This is a genomic window from Haloarcula taiwanensis, from assembly GCA_002844335.1.
GTDB lineage: Archaea > Halobacteriota > Halobacteria > Halobacteriales > Haloarculaceae > Haloarcula > Haloarcula taiwanensis.
The window spans coordinates 2,284,212-2,303,143 of record CP019154.1; the positions used below are offsets into that span (position 1 = coordinate 2,284,212).

Consider the following 18,932-nt stretch of genomic DNA (forward strand, 5'->3'; position numbering starts at 1 on the left):
CCTCCGGCAATGCTGCTGGCCTACATCCGTTCGACAGTGAGGTCACGATCCTCACAGAACGTTTCGAGCCGCCGCCTGATCTTTCGAGCCTCCTCGGATTCACGGCCACCCGCATCGGCCGTCAATCCGTATCCGCCGCCGCCAGCGATGATCGTCACCTCGCAAGTCGTCTCATCTATTAGCTCCAGCACGGTCGTCGCCTGTACCTCAGTGAGTTCCATGCGATAGTGGTTCTCCGTAACCGCCACAACGAACCCGTTGCCGTCATACAGTTCGCGGTTCTCCTCATCAATGTCATGGAACGCCCTGGGCAGCGTGCTCGCGTCCGTGCCACGGACAGTAAATTCGACCCGTTCCATATGAGGCCATGGCGCGGGCTGGGAGAAAGTGATTTGCAACCGGGGGTAGCGATAGTACTGACTACGTTTTCTTGAGCCCGCACCTGGCCGTGTATGTCGCCACGGCTGACCAGACACGGTTTTGAGTGTCGAGCGTCAAGCGGCGGGTATGACTGACCCCGAGACGCTCGACGTGACCATCGTCGACGGCTACGTCGACGAGCCCGCACACTTCGGGGTGCCGCCGTACATCTCGACGTACCCGCGGTACGCCGCCGGCGCGCTGGTCGACGCCGGCGTCCCCCGCGAGCAGATAACGTATCACACTATCGACGAACTCCGGGAGGATAACGCAGTCTGGCGAGACGTGGAGGCCGCCGACCTCATGGTGTACGTCGGCGGCATGACCGTCCCCGGCAAGTACGTCGGCGGGACGCCGGCGGAACCCGACGAAGTGCGCGAACTCGCCTGGACGGCCGACGGCACCTCGCTGATGGGCGGCCCGGTCCGCTTCGGCGTCGGCGAGGCCAACGAGGGCGCGAGCGAGACGGCCCGCGACGACCTCGATTTCGACTTCCTGGCGATGGCCGACGTGGAGGCCGCGGTGTACGACCTCGTCGACTCCGGGCTGGAGGGGTTCAACGACCGCTACCGCTCGGTCGAGGAGGAGACCCGCTGGGCCCGGGCCGGCGCGTTCGTCGTCGAACAGCACCCGAACCACCCCGACTACCTCATCTGCGAGATGGAGACGTCCCGGGGCTGTCCGTACCGCTGTTCCTTCTGCACGGAGCCGATGTACGGCGACCCGGACTTCCGGCCGCCCGAGAGCGTCGTCGACGAGGTCGACGCCCTCTCGGACCGCGGCGTGAAGCACTTCCGACTCGGGCGGCAGGCCGACATCCTCGCCTACGGCGGCGACGGCGAGGCACCCAATCCCGACGCCCTGCGGCGGCTCTACGGCGGCATCCGCGAGGTCGCGCCGGACCTGGAGACGCTGCACCTCGACAACATGAACCCCATCACGGTCGTCAAGTGGCCGGAGAAAGCCCGCGAGGGCATCCGCATCATCGCCGAGCACAACACGCCCGGCGACACCGCCGCGTTCGGCCTAGAGTCGGCCGACCCGAACGTGATGAGCGACAACAACCTCAACGTCACCGCCGACCAGTGCTTCGAGGCGGTGAAAATCGTCAACGAGGTAGCCGGCTGGCGGCCGGGAGGGGACAGAGACACTGCTCCCAACTTCGGCGACGACGCCGCACGCCGGCTCCCGAAGCTCCTGCCGGGCATCAACCTCGTCCACGGGCTGAAAGGCGAGACGCGGGAGACCTTCGAGCACAACAAACGGTTCCTCCAGCGCGTCTACGACGAGGGGCTGATGCTCCGGCGGGTGAACATCCGCCAGGTGATGGCCTTCGAGGGGACCGACATGGCCGACACCGGCGCGGACATCGCGAAGGACCACAAGCAACTGTTCAAACAGTACAAGCGCGAGGTCCGAGAGACCATCGATAACCCGATGCTCCAGCGGGTCGCGCCGCCGGGGACCGTCCTGCCCGACGTACACCTAGAGTACCACCAGGACGGCAAGACCTTCGGCCGGCAACTGGGGACCTACCCGCTTCTCGTGGGCATCCCGGGCGAGCGCGAACTCGGCAGCGTCGTCGACATCGCGGTCACGGACCACGGCTACCGATCGGTCACCGGGGTCCCCTACCCGCTGGACCTCAACAGCGCGTCGATGGACGAACTCACCGCGATTCCCGGCATCGGCCGCAGCACCGCCGGCGACGTGGTGGTAAACAGACCCTACGAGTCGGTCGGAGACATCGACGTCGCGTCCATCGAGCGGTTCGCGACTACCCAGTCTGGGGAAGGCGCTGACTAACTGCCGTTCCCGTCCCGGGAGCGTAACGAACGGAAAGTACTTTTCATTCCGGGGATGACCAAGAGCGTATGACTGCGGTCGAGGTGAGCGTCGTTCTCCCCGCCTACAACGAGGAAGACACCATCGAGAGCACAGTCTCGACGACGGTCGGGACGCTCGCCTCGTTTCTCCCCGAAGACGCGTTCGAGGTCATCGTCGCGGAGGACGGGTGCTCGGACCGCACGCCGGAGATAGCGGCGCGGCTCGCAGACGAGGACAGCCGGGTCCGACACGTCCACAGCGACGAGCGGCTCGGCCGCGGGGGCGCGTTGGAGTACGCCTTCGAGCGGGCCGACGGCGACACGCTGGTGTATTTCGACACCGACCTGGCGACGGACATGGGGCACCTCCAAGAACTCGTCGACGCCGTCCGCGTCGACGGCTACGACGTGGCGACGGGGTCGCGCTGGATGCCCGAGAACCGCGCCGACAGACCTGCCAAGCGGGGGGTTCCGAGCTTCGGCTACAACACGCTCGTCCGGACGCTCCTCCGGTCGGACATCAGGGACCACCAGTGTGGCTTCAAGGCCTTCGACCGGGGGGCGCTGGAGACGCTGTTGCCCCTCGTCCAAGACGAACACTGGTTCTGGGACACGGAACTGCTCGTGAAGGCCCAGCGCAACGGCTACCAGGTGAAGGAGTTCCCCGTCGACTGGACGCCCAAGGGCGACTCGAAGGTCGACATCGTCCGGGACGTGTTCGGCATGGGCAGCCAGATTCTCCGGACGTTCTGGGAGCTGTCGGTCAGCCCCCGGATTACCCGTGAGGTGTCGCTGGGCGCGGGGACGCTGCTCGTCGTCGTCGCCCTCCTGTTGATGACGCAGTACCTCGACCCCGACCGCGTCCTCGCGGAGATGGCCGGGGCAGCGCCCGAAATCGTCGCGCTGAGCGCCGTCGTCTACGCCGTCTCGTGGCCGCTCCGGGGCATCCGCTACCGGGACATCCTCGTCTCGATGGGGTATCGGGAGCGGTGGCGCTTCCTGACGGGGGCGGTATTCATCAGCCAGACCGGGAACCTTGTGTTCCCGGCGCGAGCCGGTGACGCGGTCCGAGCGTATGTTATCAAAGCGCGTCGTTCGATTCCGTACCCGTCCGGGTTCGCGTCGCTGGCCGTCGAGCGGGTGTTTGATCTGCTGACGATAACGTTACTTGCTGGTGTCGTCATGATCGGGCTGGCTGTAACGGGGTCGGCCGAACAGTTGCTGACGGCGCTGACGGGCGATACAGTCGGCGGCGACGCAGCCAGCAGCGGACGGACTGCCGTGGCCGTAGCTGGTGGTGTTGGCCTTGTAGCAATCGGAGCCGTGGTGGCTATTGTCGCCAGTGCGCGGAGCGACCGCAACCTCGTTCGGGCCGTCATCGAGCGACTGAGCGGTGACTCCTATGCTGATTACGTTGCCGGCATTATCGAGGGGTTCGTCGGTGACGTACAGACGGTGGCCGCTGATGGGTCAGCGTTCACTCGTGTCGGCATCGGAAGTCTCCTGATCTGGACGTTCGACGTGATAACGGCTCTAATCGTTTTTGCGGCCTTCGGCTACAGCCTGACGCCGTCACTGGTTGCCGTTGGCTTCTTCGCGGTCAGCGTTGGGAACCTCGCCAAGGTTCTGCCGCTGACGCCCGGCGGGGTCGGTCTTTACGAGGGTGCGTTCACCGTCATCGTCGCGTCGCTAACACCGGTCGGCGTCGCCGCGGCCATCGGTGTCGCTATCGTCGACCACGCGGTCAAGAACATCGTCACCATCATCGGCGGCGTCGTGTCTATGGCCTGGCTCAACGTCTCGTTGACCACAGCCGTCGAGGAGTCCCAGTCGACGGACGCTATCGAACCGGAAACGAACGACTGATCGCAGTGCCGCCGCGTCCTGCAACAGCACCCCACTCGACTGGGATTGCGCTGGCAACACTCGGGCCGATACAACAACGCCCCACTGAGACTTCGCGTCCAGCTAGCAGTCCTCAGGCGGTTCCCTTCTTTATTAATATTACAAATAAGGGAACCTTTACTAACAATGTTAATCATAATAGTTAATGTTATATAAAGTGGAAAGCTACGCGATTTTGCTATGCTTCAACGTAGCATACAATCGAGCGAACTGGACGGGCAAACGCGACGCAGTTTCCTCAGAGCCTCGACTGGTGCCGTGGCATCGATGGCAGCACTCGGTACGAGTGGCTCTGTGCGAGGGGGCAAGCTCGGCGGTGATGACGGAGAGTACACGGCTCCAGCGGAGTTCCCGCTCGTTTCGACACGTGAGCAGTTCACTGACGACGGTAAACTGAAGGCCAAATATACAGAGACAGAGTACGAAACAGTCGGGGACTGGCAGTCTAACCGGACTAACGACGATACGGAACTCGTCATCTTCGTCCATGGCTGGAGCCTCGGGGAGACGGATGCCAGAGACGCCGCCTACACCTGTCAGATCGGGCTTGAAGCGAACGAGTACGACCAGTTCACCGTGGGGTTCACCTGGGATGCCGATATGGGCGACGGCATTGGCTGGAGCGAAGGGGTCGCCATCGCCGAACAGAACGGTCCGAAGCTCGCGCAGTGGGTTGTCGACCACAACGACAGCGGTGGGCTACCAGTCCGGATACTCGGCCATTCACTCGGTGCGAAAGTGGCTGTGGAAACGATGGCGTCGCTCCACGAGCGTGAACGCGAAGATGCAGTCGAGTCGGTAGCTCTACTGGGGGGCGCTATCGGTGACTCCGTCGTTGAGGTCGATGAGACATACGGCGAGTCCATCAAGTACGCCACCGCGTCTTTCGACAACTTCCACAAGGACGACGACGTGGTGCTGGGGACTGCATTCAGTGCTGCGGAGTGGACGGAAGCAGTCGGTGAAAAGGGTGTCCAGAGTCCCGAAGACGCTCCCGGGAATTACACCGATTACGATGTCACGGCGGCCGTTGCCGACCACAATTCCTATTACGAGCCCGGGGAGGGGTGTCTGCCCGCTGTCGTCGAAACATTTCAGTAGGCAGTGACAACGAAGGGGTGGCGCTACTTATTGTACGCAATTATAACCGGGTTGTGGGAACTGACCCCGAAAATACCCGACAGCTATTATATGAATGGTCATGCGACTGATGCACAAACGTGGGTTTCGTGACGTGTATCGGTGGTCTCGATGACAATACCGGAATGTTTTAATGACTTTCGTTCGAATACAGTGTTACCGACTGCCTCCGGGTTCTGTGATGTCTCCCACCCGGTGAGCACCCGCCTTCGCAACCAATGAGTGAACACACACGGACACGACAGCAACGTGAAGAACAGACGACGGAGTCGACGGAATCAGAGAGCACGGCGTGCCCGGAGTGCAGTGGCTCGCTCGTTATCGACGACGAACACGGCGAAACAGTCTGTGAGGATTGTGGCCTTGTCGTCGAGTCTGACGAGATCGACCGCGGCCCCGAGTGGCGCGCGTTCGACTCCAGCGAGAAAGACGAGAAGTCCCGCGTCGGCGCACCGACGACGAACATGATGCACGACAAGGGCCTCTCGACCAATATCGACTGGCGCGACAAGGACGCTTACGGTAACTCTCTGTCGGGTAAACAGCGCCAGAAGATGCAGCGCCTGCGCAAGTGGAACGAGCGCTTTAGAACGCGGGACTCCAAGGAACGCAACCTCAAGCAGGCCCTCGGTGAGATTGACCGGATGGCTTCGGCACTCGGACTCCCGGAAAACGTCCGCGAGACGGCCAGCGTCATCTACCGCCGCGCGCTGGACGAGGACCTCCTGCCCGGCCGCTCCATCGAAGGTGTCTCGACGGCGTCCGTCTACGCCGCCGCGCGCCAGGCCGGTGTCCCGCGCTCGCTCGACGAGATCACGGAGGTCTCCCGGGTCGAGAAAAGCGAAATCGCGCGGACCTACCGCTACGTCGTCCGCGAACTCTCGCTCGAAGTCCGTCCTGCCGACCCCGAGAGCTACGTCCCGCGCTTTGCCTCCTCGCTGGAACTGTCCGACGAGGCCGAACACCGCGCCCGTCAGCTCCTCCAGAACGCCAAGGAACAGGGCGTCCACTCCGGGAAGTCGCCGGTCGGCCTCGCCGCCGCCGCCGTCTACGCCGCCGCACTGCTGACCAACGAGAAGACGACGCAAGCCGCCGTCTCCGAGGTCGCCGACATCTCCGAGGTCACCATCCGCAACCGCTACCACGAGCTGCTGGAAGCCGAGCAGGACCTGCCCGTCGCGTAACCCGTTCAGGTGTCACAGGGGAGCGTCGGAGAGCGTTTTTTAGTATCGACCGCTCAGCGAGCAGACTCACCGACCGATAACCGCAAGACTAGAGTCGGCCCGCCCGCTGGGACCGGTATGGAGACGACACACCGGGTTCGAACCGGTGACGCCCGCACGCTCAACTGCCCCGACGACAGCGTCGAACTGGTGGTCACGTCCCCGCCCTATCCGATGATAGAGATGTGGGACGACATCTTCACAGAGTTAGACCCCGACATCGGGGCGGCGCTGGACCGCGGGGACGGCGACCGGGCGTTTATCCTGATGCACGACGTGCTCGATGCGGTGTGGGCTGAGATAGAGCGCGTGCTGGTCCCCGGCGGCATCGCCTGCATCAACGTCGGGGACGCGACGCGATCAATGGCGGACGGCTTTCGCTCCTATCCCAACCACGCGGAGATAACCGACCGACTGACCGACCACGGCCTGCGGGCGCTGCCCGATATTCTGTGGCGGAAACCAACCAACAGCGGCGCGAAGTTCATGGGTTCGGGGATGGTGCCGCCCAACGCCTATCCGACGCTCGAACACGAACACATCCTTGTGTTCCGCAACGGGGAGCGCCGCCGCCTCGAACCGGGCGCAGACCGCCGCTACGAGAGCGCCTACTTCTGGGAGGAGCGCAACGAGTGGTTCTCCGACCTCTGGGAACTGCCCGGCGAGACGCAGGACCTCGACGACGGGCTCCGGGACCGCTCGGGAGCCTTCCCGCTGACGGTGCCCTATCGGCTCATCTCGATGTTCTCGGTGTACGGCGACACCGTGCTCGACCCGTTTCTCGGCACCGGGACGACGACGCTGGCGGCGATGGTCGCCGGCCGCAATTCGGTGGGCGTGGACCGCGACCCGGACCTGCTGTCGACGCTGGAAGATCGGGTTGCCACCGCTCCGGAGCGCTCCCGAACCATCGCTCAGGAGCGCCTCGCCGACCACCGCTCGTGGGTAGAGCAACGGCGCGCCGACGGCAAGGAACCGGGCTACGAGGCCGAGCAGTACGACTTCGTCGTCAACACGAAACAGGAAAAACGGATCCAGTTCTACGCGGTTGACTCAGTCACAGCGACCGATGACGGCTTTCGGGCTGTCCACGAGCGGGTCGAGTAAGCACGCCTTTTTGTGTGACTCCGTCCAAGCCGACCCATGGACTTCGAGTCGTTCACCCTGCTCGCTGCCACCGACGACCTCGGGGTGGAGCCGGCCGCTCGCGCCGACGCCGACGGGCTGGAGTTACGGATGGATTTCGCCGACGAGCCGCTGGCACAGTTGGACGCCTACGACGGCGATCTCCCGATACTCGTCACGAACCGACCGACGTGGGAGGGTGGCGAGGCCGCTGATACCGCAGGCCGCCTCGATACACTCGAAGCTGCGCTCGAACACGACGCTGTGAGGGCCGTCGACCTCGAACTCGCAGCGCTGGAGGGAGCCGGCGACCACAACGCTGGCCGCGTCGCCGACGCTGCCCGCGACCGCGATGCGTCCGTGGTCGTCTCGACGCACAACTTCGAGTCCACACCTGCCCGTGAGGCGATTGTAAGTCGGCTCGAACGGGCCTGCGCTCAGGGCGACGTGGGGAAGATGGCCAGCACAGCCCAGTCGCCCGACGACGTGTTGGCGATGCTCGGGGCGACCCGAGCGCTGACCACCGCGGGCAAACAGGTCGCCACGATGTGCATGGGGTCGGCCGGTCGCCACTCCCGGGCCGTTGCCCCGCTGTACGGCTCCCGCATCGGCTATGCACCGGTTGATCCCGCTGACGCGACCGCGCCGGGTCAGTACGACCTCGCAACGCTCCGGACGCTGGTCAGACAGCTACAGAGCGACGGCTGATGGGGGAGCCGCCTGTACGGGGCTTTCGTCCGGACAGGGATCCTTCGGAAGATATAGGGGTATGCGAGATAGACTCGCTGAGTATGACTGGCAAAGGACGCAAGCGGCCGTTGCTGGCCGTGGTGCTTGCGTTCATCTTCCCCGGGTTGGGACATTTCTACCTCCGTAAGTGGGTGCGGGGACTGCTGTGGCTCGGGTTACTGTTCATGCTGTCGGTGGTGTTCGTCGTCACTGGCGCTATCGACCCTGTCACCCAGCTAAGCGTAGAGGCTATCTCGTCGTCGTATCAGTCCAGACCCACCGAAGTGACAATCGGCTCGGTTGTGATTACGACGCTCAACGTCGTCGACGCCTACTGGGTCGCGGTCAACGAAAATCAGGCCACGGAAGTCGAAGCCGGCACAACGTGCCCGAACTGCGGCAAGGAACTCGACGAAGACATCGACTTCTGTCACTGGTGTACGACGCAACTGGACCCGCTCGAGGCGGACCAGCAGTAGCCCGACGGCTGCGGTCAGCCCCGAATGGGGTCGGCTTACTTTTCGATGATGCTCTCTTCGATCCGTTCGCCGAAGTGCGTCGCCGTATCCTCGTGGTGAATGAGAATTTCGTCGCCGGGTTCGAGGTCCGTGACGGCGGTTCGGCCGTTCTGGGTGTGGACCTTTATTGTCTCGGCGTTCTGGAGCAGCGTCTCGATACGGTCACCGTCCTTGGTTTCGGCCTGCACGCGGAACATCGGGCGCTTCTCGATTTTCGCGCGGCCGACGATAGCCTCGCGGGTCCGACCGTTCGCGTCGACTATCTGGACCTCATCGCCGGACTGGAGTTCCGAGAGATATTTCGTCCCGCCGTCAGGCGTCCGGACGTAGGCGTGGACCGCGCCGGCGTTGACCCGGAACGGCCGGGAAGCGACGTACGGTGATTCTGCCGTCTCTGCGTGAACGAAGAAGAGTCCGCGAGCCATCGACCCGACGAGCATCCCCTCGTCGTGTTCCATCAGGCTGCCCGTGTCGATACAGACGCGGTCAGCGGAGCCGGTCTGCTCGATGGCGGTGACCTCGGCGTACTCTAGGTCGAGCGATTCCCGTCCCATCTCGTCGCGGACCTCCACCGTCTTGCGGATTTCGTCGACGTCGTCGGTATCTAGCAGGACGCCGTCGGCACCCAGTTCCAGCGTCTCGTAGGCCGTTCGGGCGTCTTCGGCGGTCCGGACGCCGGCGATGAGGTCCGTCTCCTCGCCGACGCGGGCGATGAGGTTTTCGAGTGGAATAATCTGCCAGTTCTCGCCGATGACAATGGTGAAGTCGGCTTCGGCGGCGACCGCCTCGGCGAAGGCCTCGTAGTCCTCGTCGAAGATGCGGACGTAGCCGCCGTCGGGAGCGGCTCCGTTCTGCCGGAGCGTCGAGAGGTCCGCGGACCCGGAGAAGTCGGACGGGAGGTCGACCGTGCCGTCGCCCTCTCCGTCTTTCCCGACGATGGTGGCGTCGGCCTTTGAGTCCGCTGCCTCGGCCTCCATTACGTGGACATCGCCGTTGGTGAACGCAGCGATGTTTATTTCGCCGAGTTCCGAGACGCGTTCGACATCGTCCTCGTCGACCAGTACCCAGTCGACGCCGGCCTCGATACCAGCGGTTATCCGGCGTTTCCGTGTCTCCCAGTCGCCGACCTCGCTGTCGGCTTTGAGCCAGACGCTTCGAGTCATACGCCCACGTCCGCAACGGCGAGGCTTGAACGTGGCGGAACCCGGGTGGGTCTGTCGAGTGGTGAACAGAGAAGAGAAATGGGTACGACAGGCGATTCGGGTGGGTTCCTGGAATTAGAACCAGAAGAAATACGACACTTGTTATTTATCTACATCCGATTATCGTAATTAATTGTTAGCCAGTAAACTTATCAATAAGCTTTACTAATAAAGTAACTACAAAATACGGTCCAGCTACAGATGGTTACTAACCACGTCTACACGATTGCCGGGGCGAAAGGGGGGGTCGGAAAGACGACGTCCAGCATCAACCTCGGTACACTGCTGGCGAGGGCCGGCTACTCGACCGTTGTCGTGGAGATGGACCTGGCGATGGCGAACCTCGTCGATTTTCTCGATGTCGGCATCGACACTGACAAGCACGCGACGTTTCACGACGTGCTCGCCGGCGACGCGTCGGTCACGGACGCGATGTACGAAACCGACGTGAACCTGTCAATCGTGCCGAGCGGGACCACACTTGAAGGGTACGCGGACACCGACCTCGACCGGCTGCCCGGTATCGTCGAAACCCTCAGGTGGCACCACGACATCGTCCTGTTGGACACCCCGGCGGGACTGAGCGAAGAGACGATTCAGCCGCTCAAACTCGCCGACGACGTGTTGCTCGTGTCGACACCGCGAGTGGCATCAATACGGAACGTCTCGAACACCAAAGAACTCGCAGAGCGGGTCGATGCGCCGGTTCGAGGCCTGATCCTCACGAAGTCTGGGACAGGCGCGTCGCCGGGTGCCGATGAAATCGCGACGTTTCTCAACGTCGAACTGCTCGGCCACGTGCCGGAAGACGACGCCGTCCCACATTCACAGGACAGTGGCACGCCCGTCGTCAGGAACGCGCCCAACAGCGGTGCCGCGATTGCCTACGAGCGGATATCCGAACAGCTCGTCGACACCGAGAAGGCGTCGACCGACACCACAAACGCAGGCGCTCTGAAGGAGTCCACTGACTCGGACGACCTAGAACCGAAGGCCCGGCCAACGGAGCAGCCACCACAGAGCCACAGCCTCGGGACAACCGACGGCGGCAAGACAGTCCCCCCATCGGACGCAATCAGGGACGACAGCTGTCTGATCGGTCCAGCGCCAGCCGAGCAGTACAGAGAGGACGAGCCAGCGGCAGACGACGGGGCCGAGCTGAGCGACCTCGATAACCCAGCCGCTTCGGAGACGGACACCGAAGACGGAGCCGAAACGACCCCGGTAATCGACGGGACTGAGCTGGTGGAGAGCGAACCAGCACCGATGGACGGGCCAGAACAGGATGCTGACGAGGTAGAGCGAGACGGCGGTGTGTCACGAGGTGCCGACACACCGGAAGAAGAACCCAGTGACTCGCCGTCGGACACGCCAAGCGAGCGCGACGCGGATGCCAGCGACGGAGACGGTCTCGGTTCGCGAATGCGGTCGCTGTTTGGCTTTTAGGCCTCGACGGCCAGTCCGGCCTCGCGGAGCGCCTCTTCGGTGGTGGCGTCGTCGTGAACGACAGCGGAGACGGCGCGAGCGATTTTCTCCGGTTCGTCGTGCTGGAAAATAGAGCGGCCCATCGAGACGCCGGCGGCCCCGGCATCCATCGTTCCCCGGACCATCCGGACGGTCTCCTCGTCGGTGCCCTTCGAGCCGCCGGCGATGACCACCGGCAGTGACGTGGACTCGACGACGTGCTGGAACGTCTCGGCAGAGCCGGTGTAGCCGGTCTTGACGATGTCCGCGCCCAGTTCCTCGGCCAGTCGGACGGCGTGGCCAACGGACTGGTTGTAGTCCTCGTTCTCGGCGTCGATGTCAGGGCCACGGGCGTAGGCCATCGCCAGTACCGGCAGGCCGTACTGGCTGGCTTCGGTCGTTAGTTCGGAGAGTTCCTCGATCTGTTCGGGTTCGTACTGGCTGCCGACGTTGATGTGGAACGAGACGGCGTCGGCCCCGGCGCGGATGGCGTCTTCCACCGTTCCCGTGGTCCGCTTGTCCTGCTCGTCCGGGCCGATAGTAGTAGAGCCGTTGAGATGGGTGATATAGCCCGCGTCGTTCTTGTTGGGGTGGACCCGTCCGGCGATGCCACGCTGGGTAAGGACGGCGTCTGCGCCGCCGCTGGTAACCGCGTCAATCGTCGATTCGATGTCTTTGAGGCCCTTTACCGCCCCCATCGTGATGCCGTGGTCCATCGGGATGATGACGTATGTGTCGTCTGTCCCGATGCGTTCGAGTCGTGCGCGTTTTCCTGCAGTCATGATATGAGACAGTGTGGCAAGTACGATTATGTGCGTTCCGGTTGCGGTTGTTCTGGTCCGCCCCGGAGCGCACCTTCTTTGAGTTCGCGAGCCTTCGCCTCGAGCCGGTCGGCTACCGCACCGACAGCATCGCCGTTTTCGTGGCCCTCGGCGACAATATCCACCAGCGCGGAGCCGACGATGACGCCGTCAGCGCCGGCAGACACGATTCGCTCGGCGTGGTCGCCGGTCTTGATGCCGAACCCGACGGCCTTTGGCACGTTCCAGTCTGAGAGGCGAGCCAGCGACTCCTCGGTGGCATCGTCCACGTTCTCTCGTGCGCCAGTGACGCCCAGACGTGCCTGGACGTAGACGTAGCCCGACACCTGTTCGAGCATCCGTTCGAGCCGGTCGCCTCTCGTCGTCGGCGCGACGATGAACACCAGATCGAGCCCGAACTCGTCGCAGGCCGTCCGGAGCGGGCCGGCTTCCTCCCCAGGGAGGTCCGGGACGACGAGCCCCTCAATGCCCACCGCGGCGGCCTTCTCGACGAAGGGGCGCGGCCCCTCGCTCTCGCCATACTGATAGATGAGGTTATAGTAGGTCATACAGACGAGCGGTACGTCCACATCGAGGTCTTCGACGAACTCGAAGAAGCGGTCGGGCGTCATCCCGGCTTCCAGCGCGCGGACGATAGCGTTCTGGATGGTCTTGCCCTCCGCGATGGGCTCGGAGAACGGCAGGCCGAGTTCGATGACGTCTGCACCGCCGCGAGCCAGCGCCTCGACGTACTCTAGCGACGCCTCGTAACTCGGGTCGCCGGCCGCGAGGTAGGGAACGAAGGCGGGCTCGTCGGCGAAGGCGCGTTCAAGACCCATCAGAGGCCACCTCCGCCGACGCGCTCGAAGATAGACATGTCCGGCGCGATATCGAGGTCGCGCTTCGCGGTCTCTTCGATGGCTATTTCGAGGTCCTTGTCGCCACGGCCGGAGACGTTGATGATGACAGAGTCACCGACTTCGTCGTGGTGCTCTTCAAGATAGCCGAAGGCGTGGGCCGTCTCCAGAGCCGGGATGATACCCTCGTCCTGGGAGAGGCGGTGGAACGCCTCTAGCGCGATGTCGTCGTCGACGTTGACCGGCGTGACGCGGTCTTCGTCGACGAGGTGGGCCAGTTCCGGGCCGACACCGGCGTAGTCGAGCCCCGACGAAACGGAGTGAGACTCCATGATCTGGCCATCAGAGTCCTGTAGGAGCTTCGTGCGCGCGCCGTGGAGGACGCCCTCGTCGCCGGTCGAGAGAGTGGCGGAGTTGGGCGCAACGCCCTCCTCCTCGTCGACCTGGAGCGAGGAGCCGCCAGCTTCGACGGCGTAGAGGTCGACGTCGGTATTATCAACAAAGTGGGCGAAGGTGCCCATGGTGTTCGAGCCGCCGCCAGCGCAGGCGAGGACCGAATCGGGCAGCCCGCCGGTCTTCTCGATAACCTGCTCGCGGGCCTCCTCAGAGATGACCGCCTGAAAGTCCCGGACCATCTTCGGGAACGGGTGCGGGCCGACGATACTCCCGATGACGTAGTGGGTGTTCTCGACGGTGGTCGCCCAGTCGCGCATCGTCTCGGAGATGGCCTCTTTCAGCGTGCCGCGGCCGACCGTGACAGGGTTGACCTCGGAGCCGTTGATGCGCATGCGGAAGACGTTGGGACGCTGGCGCGCGATGTCAGTCTCGCCCATGTAGATTTCGCAGGGCATGTCGAGGTGGGCCGCCGCCATCGCCGTCGCCGTGCCGTGCTGGCCCGCGCCGGTCTCGGCAATGATGCGCTCCTTGCCCATGTACTTCGCCAGCAGGACCTGCCCGAGCGCGTTGTTGAGCTTGTGTGCGCCGCCGTGGAGCAGGTCCTCGCGCTTGAGATACACGTCGGTATCGTACCGGGCAGAAAGCTGGTCCGCGTACTGGAGCGGCGTCGGTCGGCCGCCGAAGTCGGCCAGCCGCTCCCGGAACTCGTCCATGAAGCCGTCCTCGTTTTCCAGCACGTACCGCTGGTAGGCGTCGGTCAGCTCTTCGATAGCTGGCATCAGTGCCTCGGGCACGTACTGTCCACCGTACTCACCGAACTTGGGGTCGTATGCGTCGTCAGTGCTCATGTGTCTGTAGGTGTCGTCTCAACTGCATCAGTGTCCGCGCGTGTCAGTCGCCGCGTGTTCGCTTCCACGTCCGTCGCCGCGTCGTGGTCCATGATCGCCGAGCCGATTAGCAGGGCGTCCGCACCGGCATCGCACATCCGTGTGACGTCGTCTGCTGTCTGTATGCCACTTTCAGCAATGAGTGTGACGCCCTCCGGGACGTCTGGCGCGACGGACTCGAACGTTCCGAGGTCCACGTCGAGTTCGGCGAGGTCGCGGTTGTTGACGCCGATGATGTCCGCGCCCGCTTCCAGCGCCGTCTCGACCTCCGCCGGGGTGTGGGCCTCCACGAGGACCTGGAAGCCCCGCTCGCGTGCGGCCGTGAGGAGGTCCGCGAGGTCGTCCGTCCCGTCGGCTTCGAGAAAGCGGACGATGAGCAGGACGACATCCGCCTCGACGACGTCCAGCTGGTCCTCGTGGAGAATGAAATCCTTTCGCAGAACGGGCACGTCGACGGCATCGCGAACCCGTTCGAGCGCCGCCGCCGACCCGCCGAAGTGGTCTGGTTCCGTCAGCACCGAGAGCGCCGCCGCGCCGCCCTCAACCATCTGGCGGGCGAGGTCGACCGGGTCGTCAGTCCGCTCGCCGTCCGCGGTCGGACTCGTGGGCTTGATTTCGGCGATGACCGGCGTCCGTCCGTCGGCCGCCACCGCGTCGAAGGCGTCCGACAGCGACCGGGGCGACACCGACACCCTGTCGCCGCCGCCACCGCGCTCCCGCGCCGCGTCGAGAATCGACTGAACCGCTGGGTCTATCTCCTCACTGTCGTCCATTACTGAACACTAACGTACAGAAGTGTACATAAGAGTTGCCCTATTATCTCAGGCGAAGCGGACCACGGCGGATACCGGACGGTGTCAGCCAGACCACAGTTCTATGAGGGTTCACGCTGGATGTTCACATATGTCGTTCCAGACAGCCATCCGACCGGCCGAATCGGTGGATATCGCAGATATCCGTCGGGTCGCACGGGCCGCGTGGCACGCGGTGTACGACGATATCCTCGGGGCGGAGACGGTAAACGACCACCTCAGGGAGGGGTACGCGCCGCCGGTACTAGAACGGATGATAGAACTCGACGAGGTCGGACTGTTCGTCTCGACGGCCGACGACGACGTAGTGGCGTACATGAGCTGTGGGATGACAGACGCGACCGGGTTCGGCGACCTCGACCTGTACGTCCACCCGGACTACTGGGGCGAGGGTATCGGGACCGAACTACTTCGCCGGGGCGAGGGCCACTTGCGGGACCTCTCCGTGCGGAAGATACGCGACGAGGTGCTGGCCGAGAACGAAGTCGGCAACGGGTTCTACCGGACCCACTTCGAGAAGATCGGCGAGCGGACGGCCGAGTTCGGCGGCCAGGAACACCCCGTGAACGTGTACGAGCGGACAGTGTAATTTCCCACCCGTTGCGTGTGACTCACACGCTCTCGTCGCTCGTGTAACAGCGTTTAAGCCGCTGAAACCGCTTCGTCGGTGCAATGAGCTACAAGATCGGACTCGTCGGCAAGCCCTCCGTCGGCAAGTCCACGTTCTTCAATGCGGCGACGATGAACGACGTGCCCGAGGGCGCGTACCCGTTCACGACAATCGACCCGTCGATGGGCGAAGCCTACGTCCGCGTCAACTGTGCGGCCCCGGAGTTCGACCACACCTGCACGCCCAACCACGGCTACTGCACCGACGGCGTCCGGTTCGTCCCGACGAAGCTTGTCGACGTGGCCGGCCTCGTTCCCGGCGCACACGAAGGGAAGGGGCTGGGGAATCAGTTCCTCACAGACCTCAACGAGGCCGACGTGCTCGTCCACGTCGTCGATTTCACCGGCGAGACGGACCTGGAGGGTGAACCCACTGAGGACCACGACCCGCGCGAGGACATTGACTTCCTCGAAGACGAGCTGGACATGTGGTATCTCGATATTCTTGAGAAAGGCATCGAGCGCTACCGCTCGGGCTACCACGGCGAGGACAAGGCCATCGAGGACGACCTCGCCGAGCAGATGTCAGCGTTCAAGATCAACGCCGACGAGATCAAGCAGGTCGTGCTCGCCTTGGACCTGGAACTGGACCCCGACACCTGGGACGACGCGGACAAGGAGGCTCTGGCCCGCGAGATTCGCATCCGGACCAAGCCGATGCTCATCGCGGCGAACAAGATGGACACCCCGGAAGCCCAGGCGAACTGGGAAACCGTCACCGAGGACCCCGAGTACGAGCACCTGACGTTCGTCCCGGTCTCGGCCCACGCGGAGAAGGCCCTGAAAAACGGCAACGAGCAGGGCGTACTCGACTACCGGCCGGGCGACGAAGAGTTTACCGTGACGGCGGACCTACCAGAGGAGAAGGCCGCGGGGCTGGAACAGATTCGGGAGTTCGTGACCGAGTTCGGCGGGACGGGCGTCCAACAGGCCCTCGAAACCGCGCTGTTCGAGGAACTGGGAGCTATCGCGGTGTTCCCCGGCGCTCGCAAGCCCCAGGAGGACGGGACCTTCCTGCAGGACTGTTTCGTCCTCCCAGACGGGTCGACTGCAGAGGACTTCGCGTACTTCCTGCACACCGACATCGGCGACGGATTCCTCCATGCGCACGACGTGCGAACCGAACGCCAGATCGGCGCTGACACCGAACTCGACCACCGCGACGTGGTCGAAATCACGACAACGAACTAACACTGGGAGATTCACCGCTGATACTCTGAGGGTGCGGCTTTTTATACGTCGGAGAGAACGGAACACATGCACCCGAAAAGGCCTATTTTTGTCGTTTGCTCGTCATCTGTTTTGAGGTGGTTTCGATGACGACGGATGATTCGACGGGCGCACTTGGCCGGCTCATGCTTGCGGTCGGCACTGTGCCCATGACAATCGAACCGCACCTGCCGACGCCACTCCGGCGGACGTTCAGCGCCCGTGTCTTCCTGCTGGCAGCGATGTCGATTGTGGGCGCACCGGCACTAGCTATCGTGCTGTTTTCCTCTGTGACAGCCGCCGCAGTGTTCATCGGGTTCGTCGTCGCTGTGACCGGATTTCTGGGCTACTGTGAGATGTACCGCGCGATAATCGAAATTAATCGAAAGGCGACGGCAGTCGACAACGGCCAGTACGACATCGACTTCGGCGTCGACCGGATTGACGAGGTCGGAGACGCATACACGAAACTCGAACGGGCGGCGGCCTCACTCGGCCGGAACATTCAGGAAGCAAACGAAGCTCAGGAGCGTGCCGAGGAGGCCCGCGAAGCGGCCGAAGAAGCCCGTGAAACCGCAGAAGCCGAGCGAAGCGAGATGGAGGCGCTGAGCAGCCACCTCGAACTGAAAGCGACACAGTACCGGACGGCGCTCGACGACGCGGCCGCCGGCGACCTGACTGCCCGTGTTGACACCGACAGCATGAGCGACGCTATGGCCGCCGTCGGGACCGCGATCAATGAGACTCTGAGTGATCTGGAGACTGCTATCGGCAGCGGCCAGTCGACCTCGACACGTATCGCCACCGGAAGTGAAACTGTCCTGGCCGACGGGCAGCAGGTCCGTGCTGAGACACAGTCCGTGGCCGACACCGCATCCGACATCGCCGACGGGGCAGAAACCCAGCGCCAGCAACTAGACGACGCAGCGAGCGAACTCAGCGACCTCTCGGCGACCGTCGAGGAAATGGCGTCGTCCGTGGCCGAAATCGCCGACCAGAGCAACACTGCTGCGAATCTCGGCCGAGACGCACAGCGGTCCTCGTCGGAAGCCCAGAGTGCCGTCGACGAGATCCGCCATCACTCGACGAACGCCGCAAGCGAGGTCCAGCAACTAGACGACATCGCCGAGGACATGGCCGAGATCGTCGAAGTCATCGACGGCATCGCCGAGGAAACGAATATGCTCGCGCTGAACGCGTCCATCGAAGCCGCTCGTGCCGGCCAAGCGGGTTCGGGCTTTGCCGTCGTCGCGGACGAAATCAAACAGCTTGCGACCGAGACACAGAACGCCACCGGCGACGTGGAAGACCTCATCGGCTCGCTGCGGTCCCAAGTCGGCACGTCCGTCGACGCCATGGAGACGATGGAAGATGCTGTCGACCGCGGCAGCAACACCATCTCCGAGACTATTACCACGCTCGAAGATGTGGTCGACGCCACCGTCGATGTCAACGGCGGCATTCAGGAAATCGACCGAGCGACCGACCAGCAGGCGACCAGCGCACAGGAAGTCGTGCGGATAATTGACGATATCAACGACATCGCCGGGGAGACCGCAACCGACGCCCGTGAAATGGCCACGACGGTCAAGCAGCAGGGCCAGACCGTTGCCGGGATGGTCGACTCGGTGGAGCGGTTCGCCGACGACGCCACCACTCTTAACGACGAACTCTCACAGTTCGAGACCGCCGGGACCGACCGCGTGGACACGCCTGCTGACTCCGGACCCGCGATGAGTGACTGAGGCGA

17 protein-coding genes are annotated in these 18,932 nt (G+C 63.7%); 11 read left to right on the forward strand and 6 right to left on the reverse strand.

From position 1 onward, the window contains the following. Positions 1 to 20: 20 nt before the first annotated feature. Positions 21 to 359, reverse strand: a complete 339-nt coding sequence (locus tag BVU17_11615; protein AUG48138.1) for a hypothetical protein — start codon at positions 357 to 359, stop codon at positions 21 to 23. A 148-nt stretch (positions 360 to 507) separates the two neighbouring features. Between BVU17_11615 and BVU17_11620 the strand changes: the two genes are divergently transcribed. The 7 genes from BVU17_11620 (at position 508) to BVU17_11650 (ending at position 8,847) form a co-directional block, all read left to right on the forward strand. Continuing rightward, on the forward strand, positions 508 to 2,226 hold the full coding sequence (locus BVU17_11620; GenBank protein ID AUG48139.1) for a radical SAM protein: 1,719 nt from the start codon (positions 508 to 510) through the stop codon (positions 2,224 to 2,226). Positions 2,227 to 2,294: 68 nt separating this feature from the next. After that, positions 2,295 to 4,112: a glycosyl transferase gene (locus BVU17_11625; protein ID AUG48140.1), complete on the forward strand. Its 1,818-nt coding sequence runs from the start codon at positions 2,295 to 2,297 to the stop codon at positions 4,110 to 4,112. Between the two features lie 297 nt (positions 4,113 to 4,409). Beyond that, positions 4,410 to 5,252, forward strand: a complete 843-nt coding sequence (locus tag BVU17_11630) for a hypothetical protein (GenBank protein AUG48900.1) — start codon at positions 4,410 to 4,412, stop codon at positions 5,250 to 5,252. Between the two features lie 257 nt (positions 5,253 to 5,509). Further along, positions 5,510 to 6,475 carry a transcription initiation factor IIB 2 gene (locus BVU17_11635; GenBank protein ID AUG48141.1) on the forward strand — a complete coding sequence of 322 codons (966 nt, stop codon included), beginning with the start codon at positions 5,510 to 5,512 and terminating at the stop codon, positions 6,473 to 6,475. 117 nt (positions 6,476 to 6,592) lie between these two features. Then, the gene (locus BVU17_11640) at positions 6,593 to 7,621 is read left to right on the forward strand and encodes a modification methylase (GenBank protein AUG48142.1); all 1,029 of its coding nucleotides are present in this window, start codon (positions 6,593 to 6,595) and stop codon (positions 7,619 to 7,621) included. 36 nt (positions 7,622 to 7,657) lie between these two features. After that, positions 7,658 to 8,347: a 3-dehydroquinate dehydratase gene (locus BVU17_11645; protein AUG48143.1), complete on the forward strand. Its 690-nt coding sequence runs from the start codon at positions 7,658 to 7,660 to the stop codon at positions 8,345 to 8,347. Between the two features lie 83 nt (positions 8,348 to 8,430). After that, entirely contained in the window at positions 8,431 to 8,847 is a 417-nt protein-coding gene (locus BVU17_11650) for a zinc ribbon domain-containing protein (protein ID AUG48144.1), read from the forward strand. A gap of 35 nt (positions 8,848 to 8,882) precedes the next feature. On the opposite strand, the gene BVU17_11655 is transcribed toward BVU17_11650, so the two are convergent. Beyond that, entirely contained in the window at positions 8,883 to 10,049 is a 1,167-nt protein-coding gene (locus tag BVU17_11655; protein AUG48145.1) for a 3-dehydroquinate synthase, read from the reverse strand. 240 nt (positions 10,050 to 10,289) lie between these two features. On the opposite strand from BVU17_11655, the gene BVU17_11660 reads away from it, so the two are divergent. Further along, positions 10,290 to 11,534 (forward strand): septum site-determining protein MinD, encoded by a 1,245-nt coding sequence (locus BVU17_11660; GenBank protein AUG48146.1) that lies wholly within the window; start codon positions 10,290 to 10,292, stop codon positions 11,532 to 11,534. On the opposite strand, the gene BVU17_11665 is transcribed toward BVU17_11660, so the two are convergent. Genes BVU17_11665 through BVU17_11680 form a run of 4 tightly spaced genes read right to left on the reverse strand, consistent with a single transcriptional unit; the run spans position 11,531 to position 15,265 of the window. Continuing rightward, the gene (locus BVU17_11665) at positions 11,531 to 12,334 is read right to left on the reverse strand and encodes a fructose-bisphosphate aldolase (protein AUG48147.1); all 804 of its coding nucleotides are present in this window, start codon (positions 12,332 to 12,334) and stop codon (positions 11,531 to 11,533) included. The two genes, BVU17_11660 and BVU17_11665, sit on opposite strands and share 4 nt — an antisense overlap. Positions 12,335 to 12,360: 26 nt before the next feature. Continuing rightward, positions 12,361 to 13,191: a tryptophan synthase subunit alpha gene (locus BVU17_11670; protein ID AUG48148.1), complete on the reverse strand. Its 831-nt coding sequence runs from the start codon at positions 13,189 to 13,191 to the stop codon at positions 12,361 to 12,363. Continuing rightward, complete coding sequence (locus BVU17_11675) at positions 13,191 to 14,453, reverse strand: tryptophan synthase subunit beta (GenBank protein AUG48149.1); 1,263 nt, start codon at positions 14,451 to 14,453, stop codon at positions 13,191 to 13,193. Before BVU17_11675 ends, BVU17_11670 begins: the two co-directional genes overlap by 1 nt. Beyond that, positions 14,450 to 15,265: an indole-3-glycerol phosphate synthase gene (locus BVU17_11680; protein ID AUG48150.1), complete on the reverse strand. Its 816-nt coding sequence runs from the start codon at positions 15,263 to 15,265 to the stop codon at positions 14,450 to 14,452. Before BVU17_11680 ends, BVU17_11675 begins: the two co-directional genes overlap by 4 nt. Positions 15,266 to 15,395: 130 nt before the next feature. Here BVU17_11680 and BVU17_11685 point away from each other — a divergent pair, with 130 nt between their 5' ends. The 3 genes from BVU17_11685 (at position 15,396) to BVU17_11695 (ending at position 18,927) form a co-directional block, all read left to right on the forward strand. Continuing rightward, a complete protein-coding gene (locus BVU17_11685) occupies positions 15,396 to 15,893 on the forward strand; it encodes a GNAT family N-acetyltransferase (GenBank protein ID AUG48151.1) in 498 nt (165 codons plus the stop codon). An 83-nt stretch (positions 15,894 to 15,976) separates the two neighbouring features. Further along, positions 15,977 to 17,164 carry a GTPase gene (locus BVU17_11690; GenBank protein ID AUG48152.1) on the forward strand — a complete coding sequence of 396 codons (1,188 nt, stop codon included), beginning with the start codon at positions 15,977 to 15,979 and terminating at the stop codon, positions 17,162 to 17,164. A 125-nt stretch (positions 17,165 to 17,289) separates the two neighbouring features. Further along, positions 17,290 to 18,927, forward strand: a complete 1,638-nt coding sequence (locus BVU17_11695) for an MCP domain-containing signal transducer (protein AUG48901.1) — start codon at positions 17,290 to 17,292, stop codon at positions 18,925 to 18,927. The last annotated feature ends 5 nt before the right edge of the window (positions 18,928 to 18,932 follow it).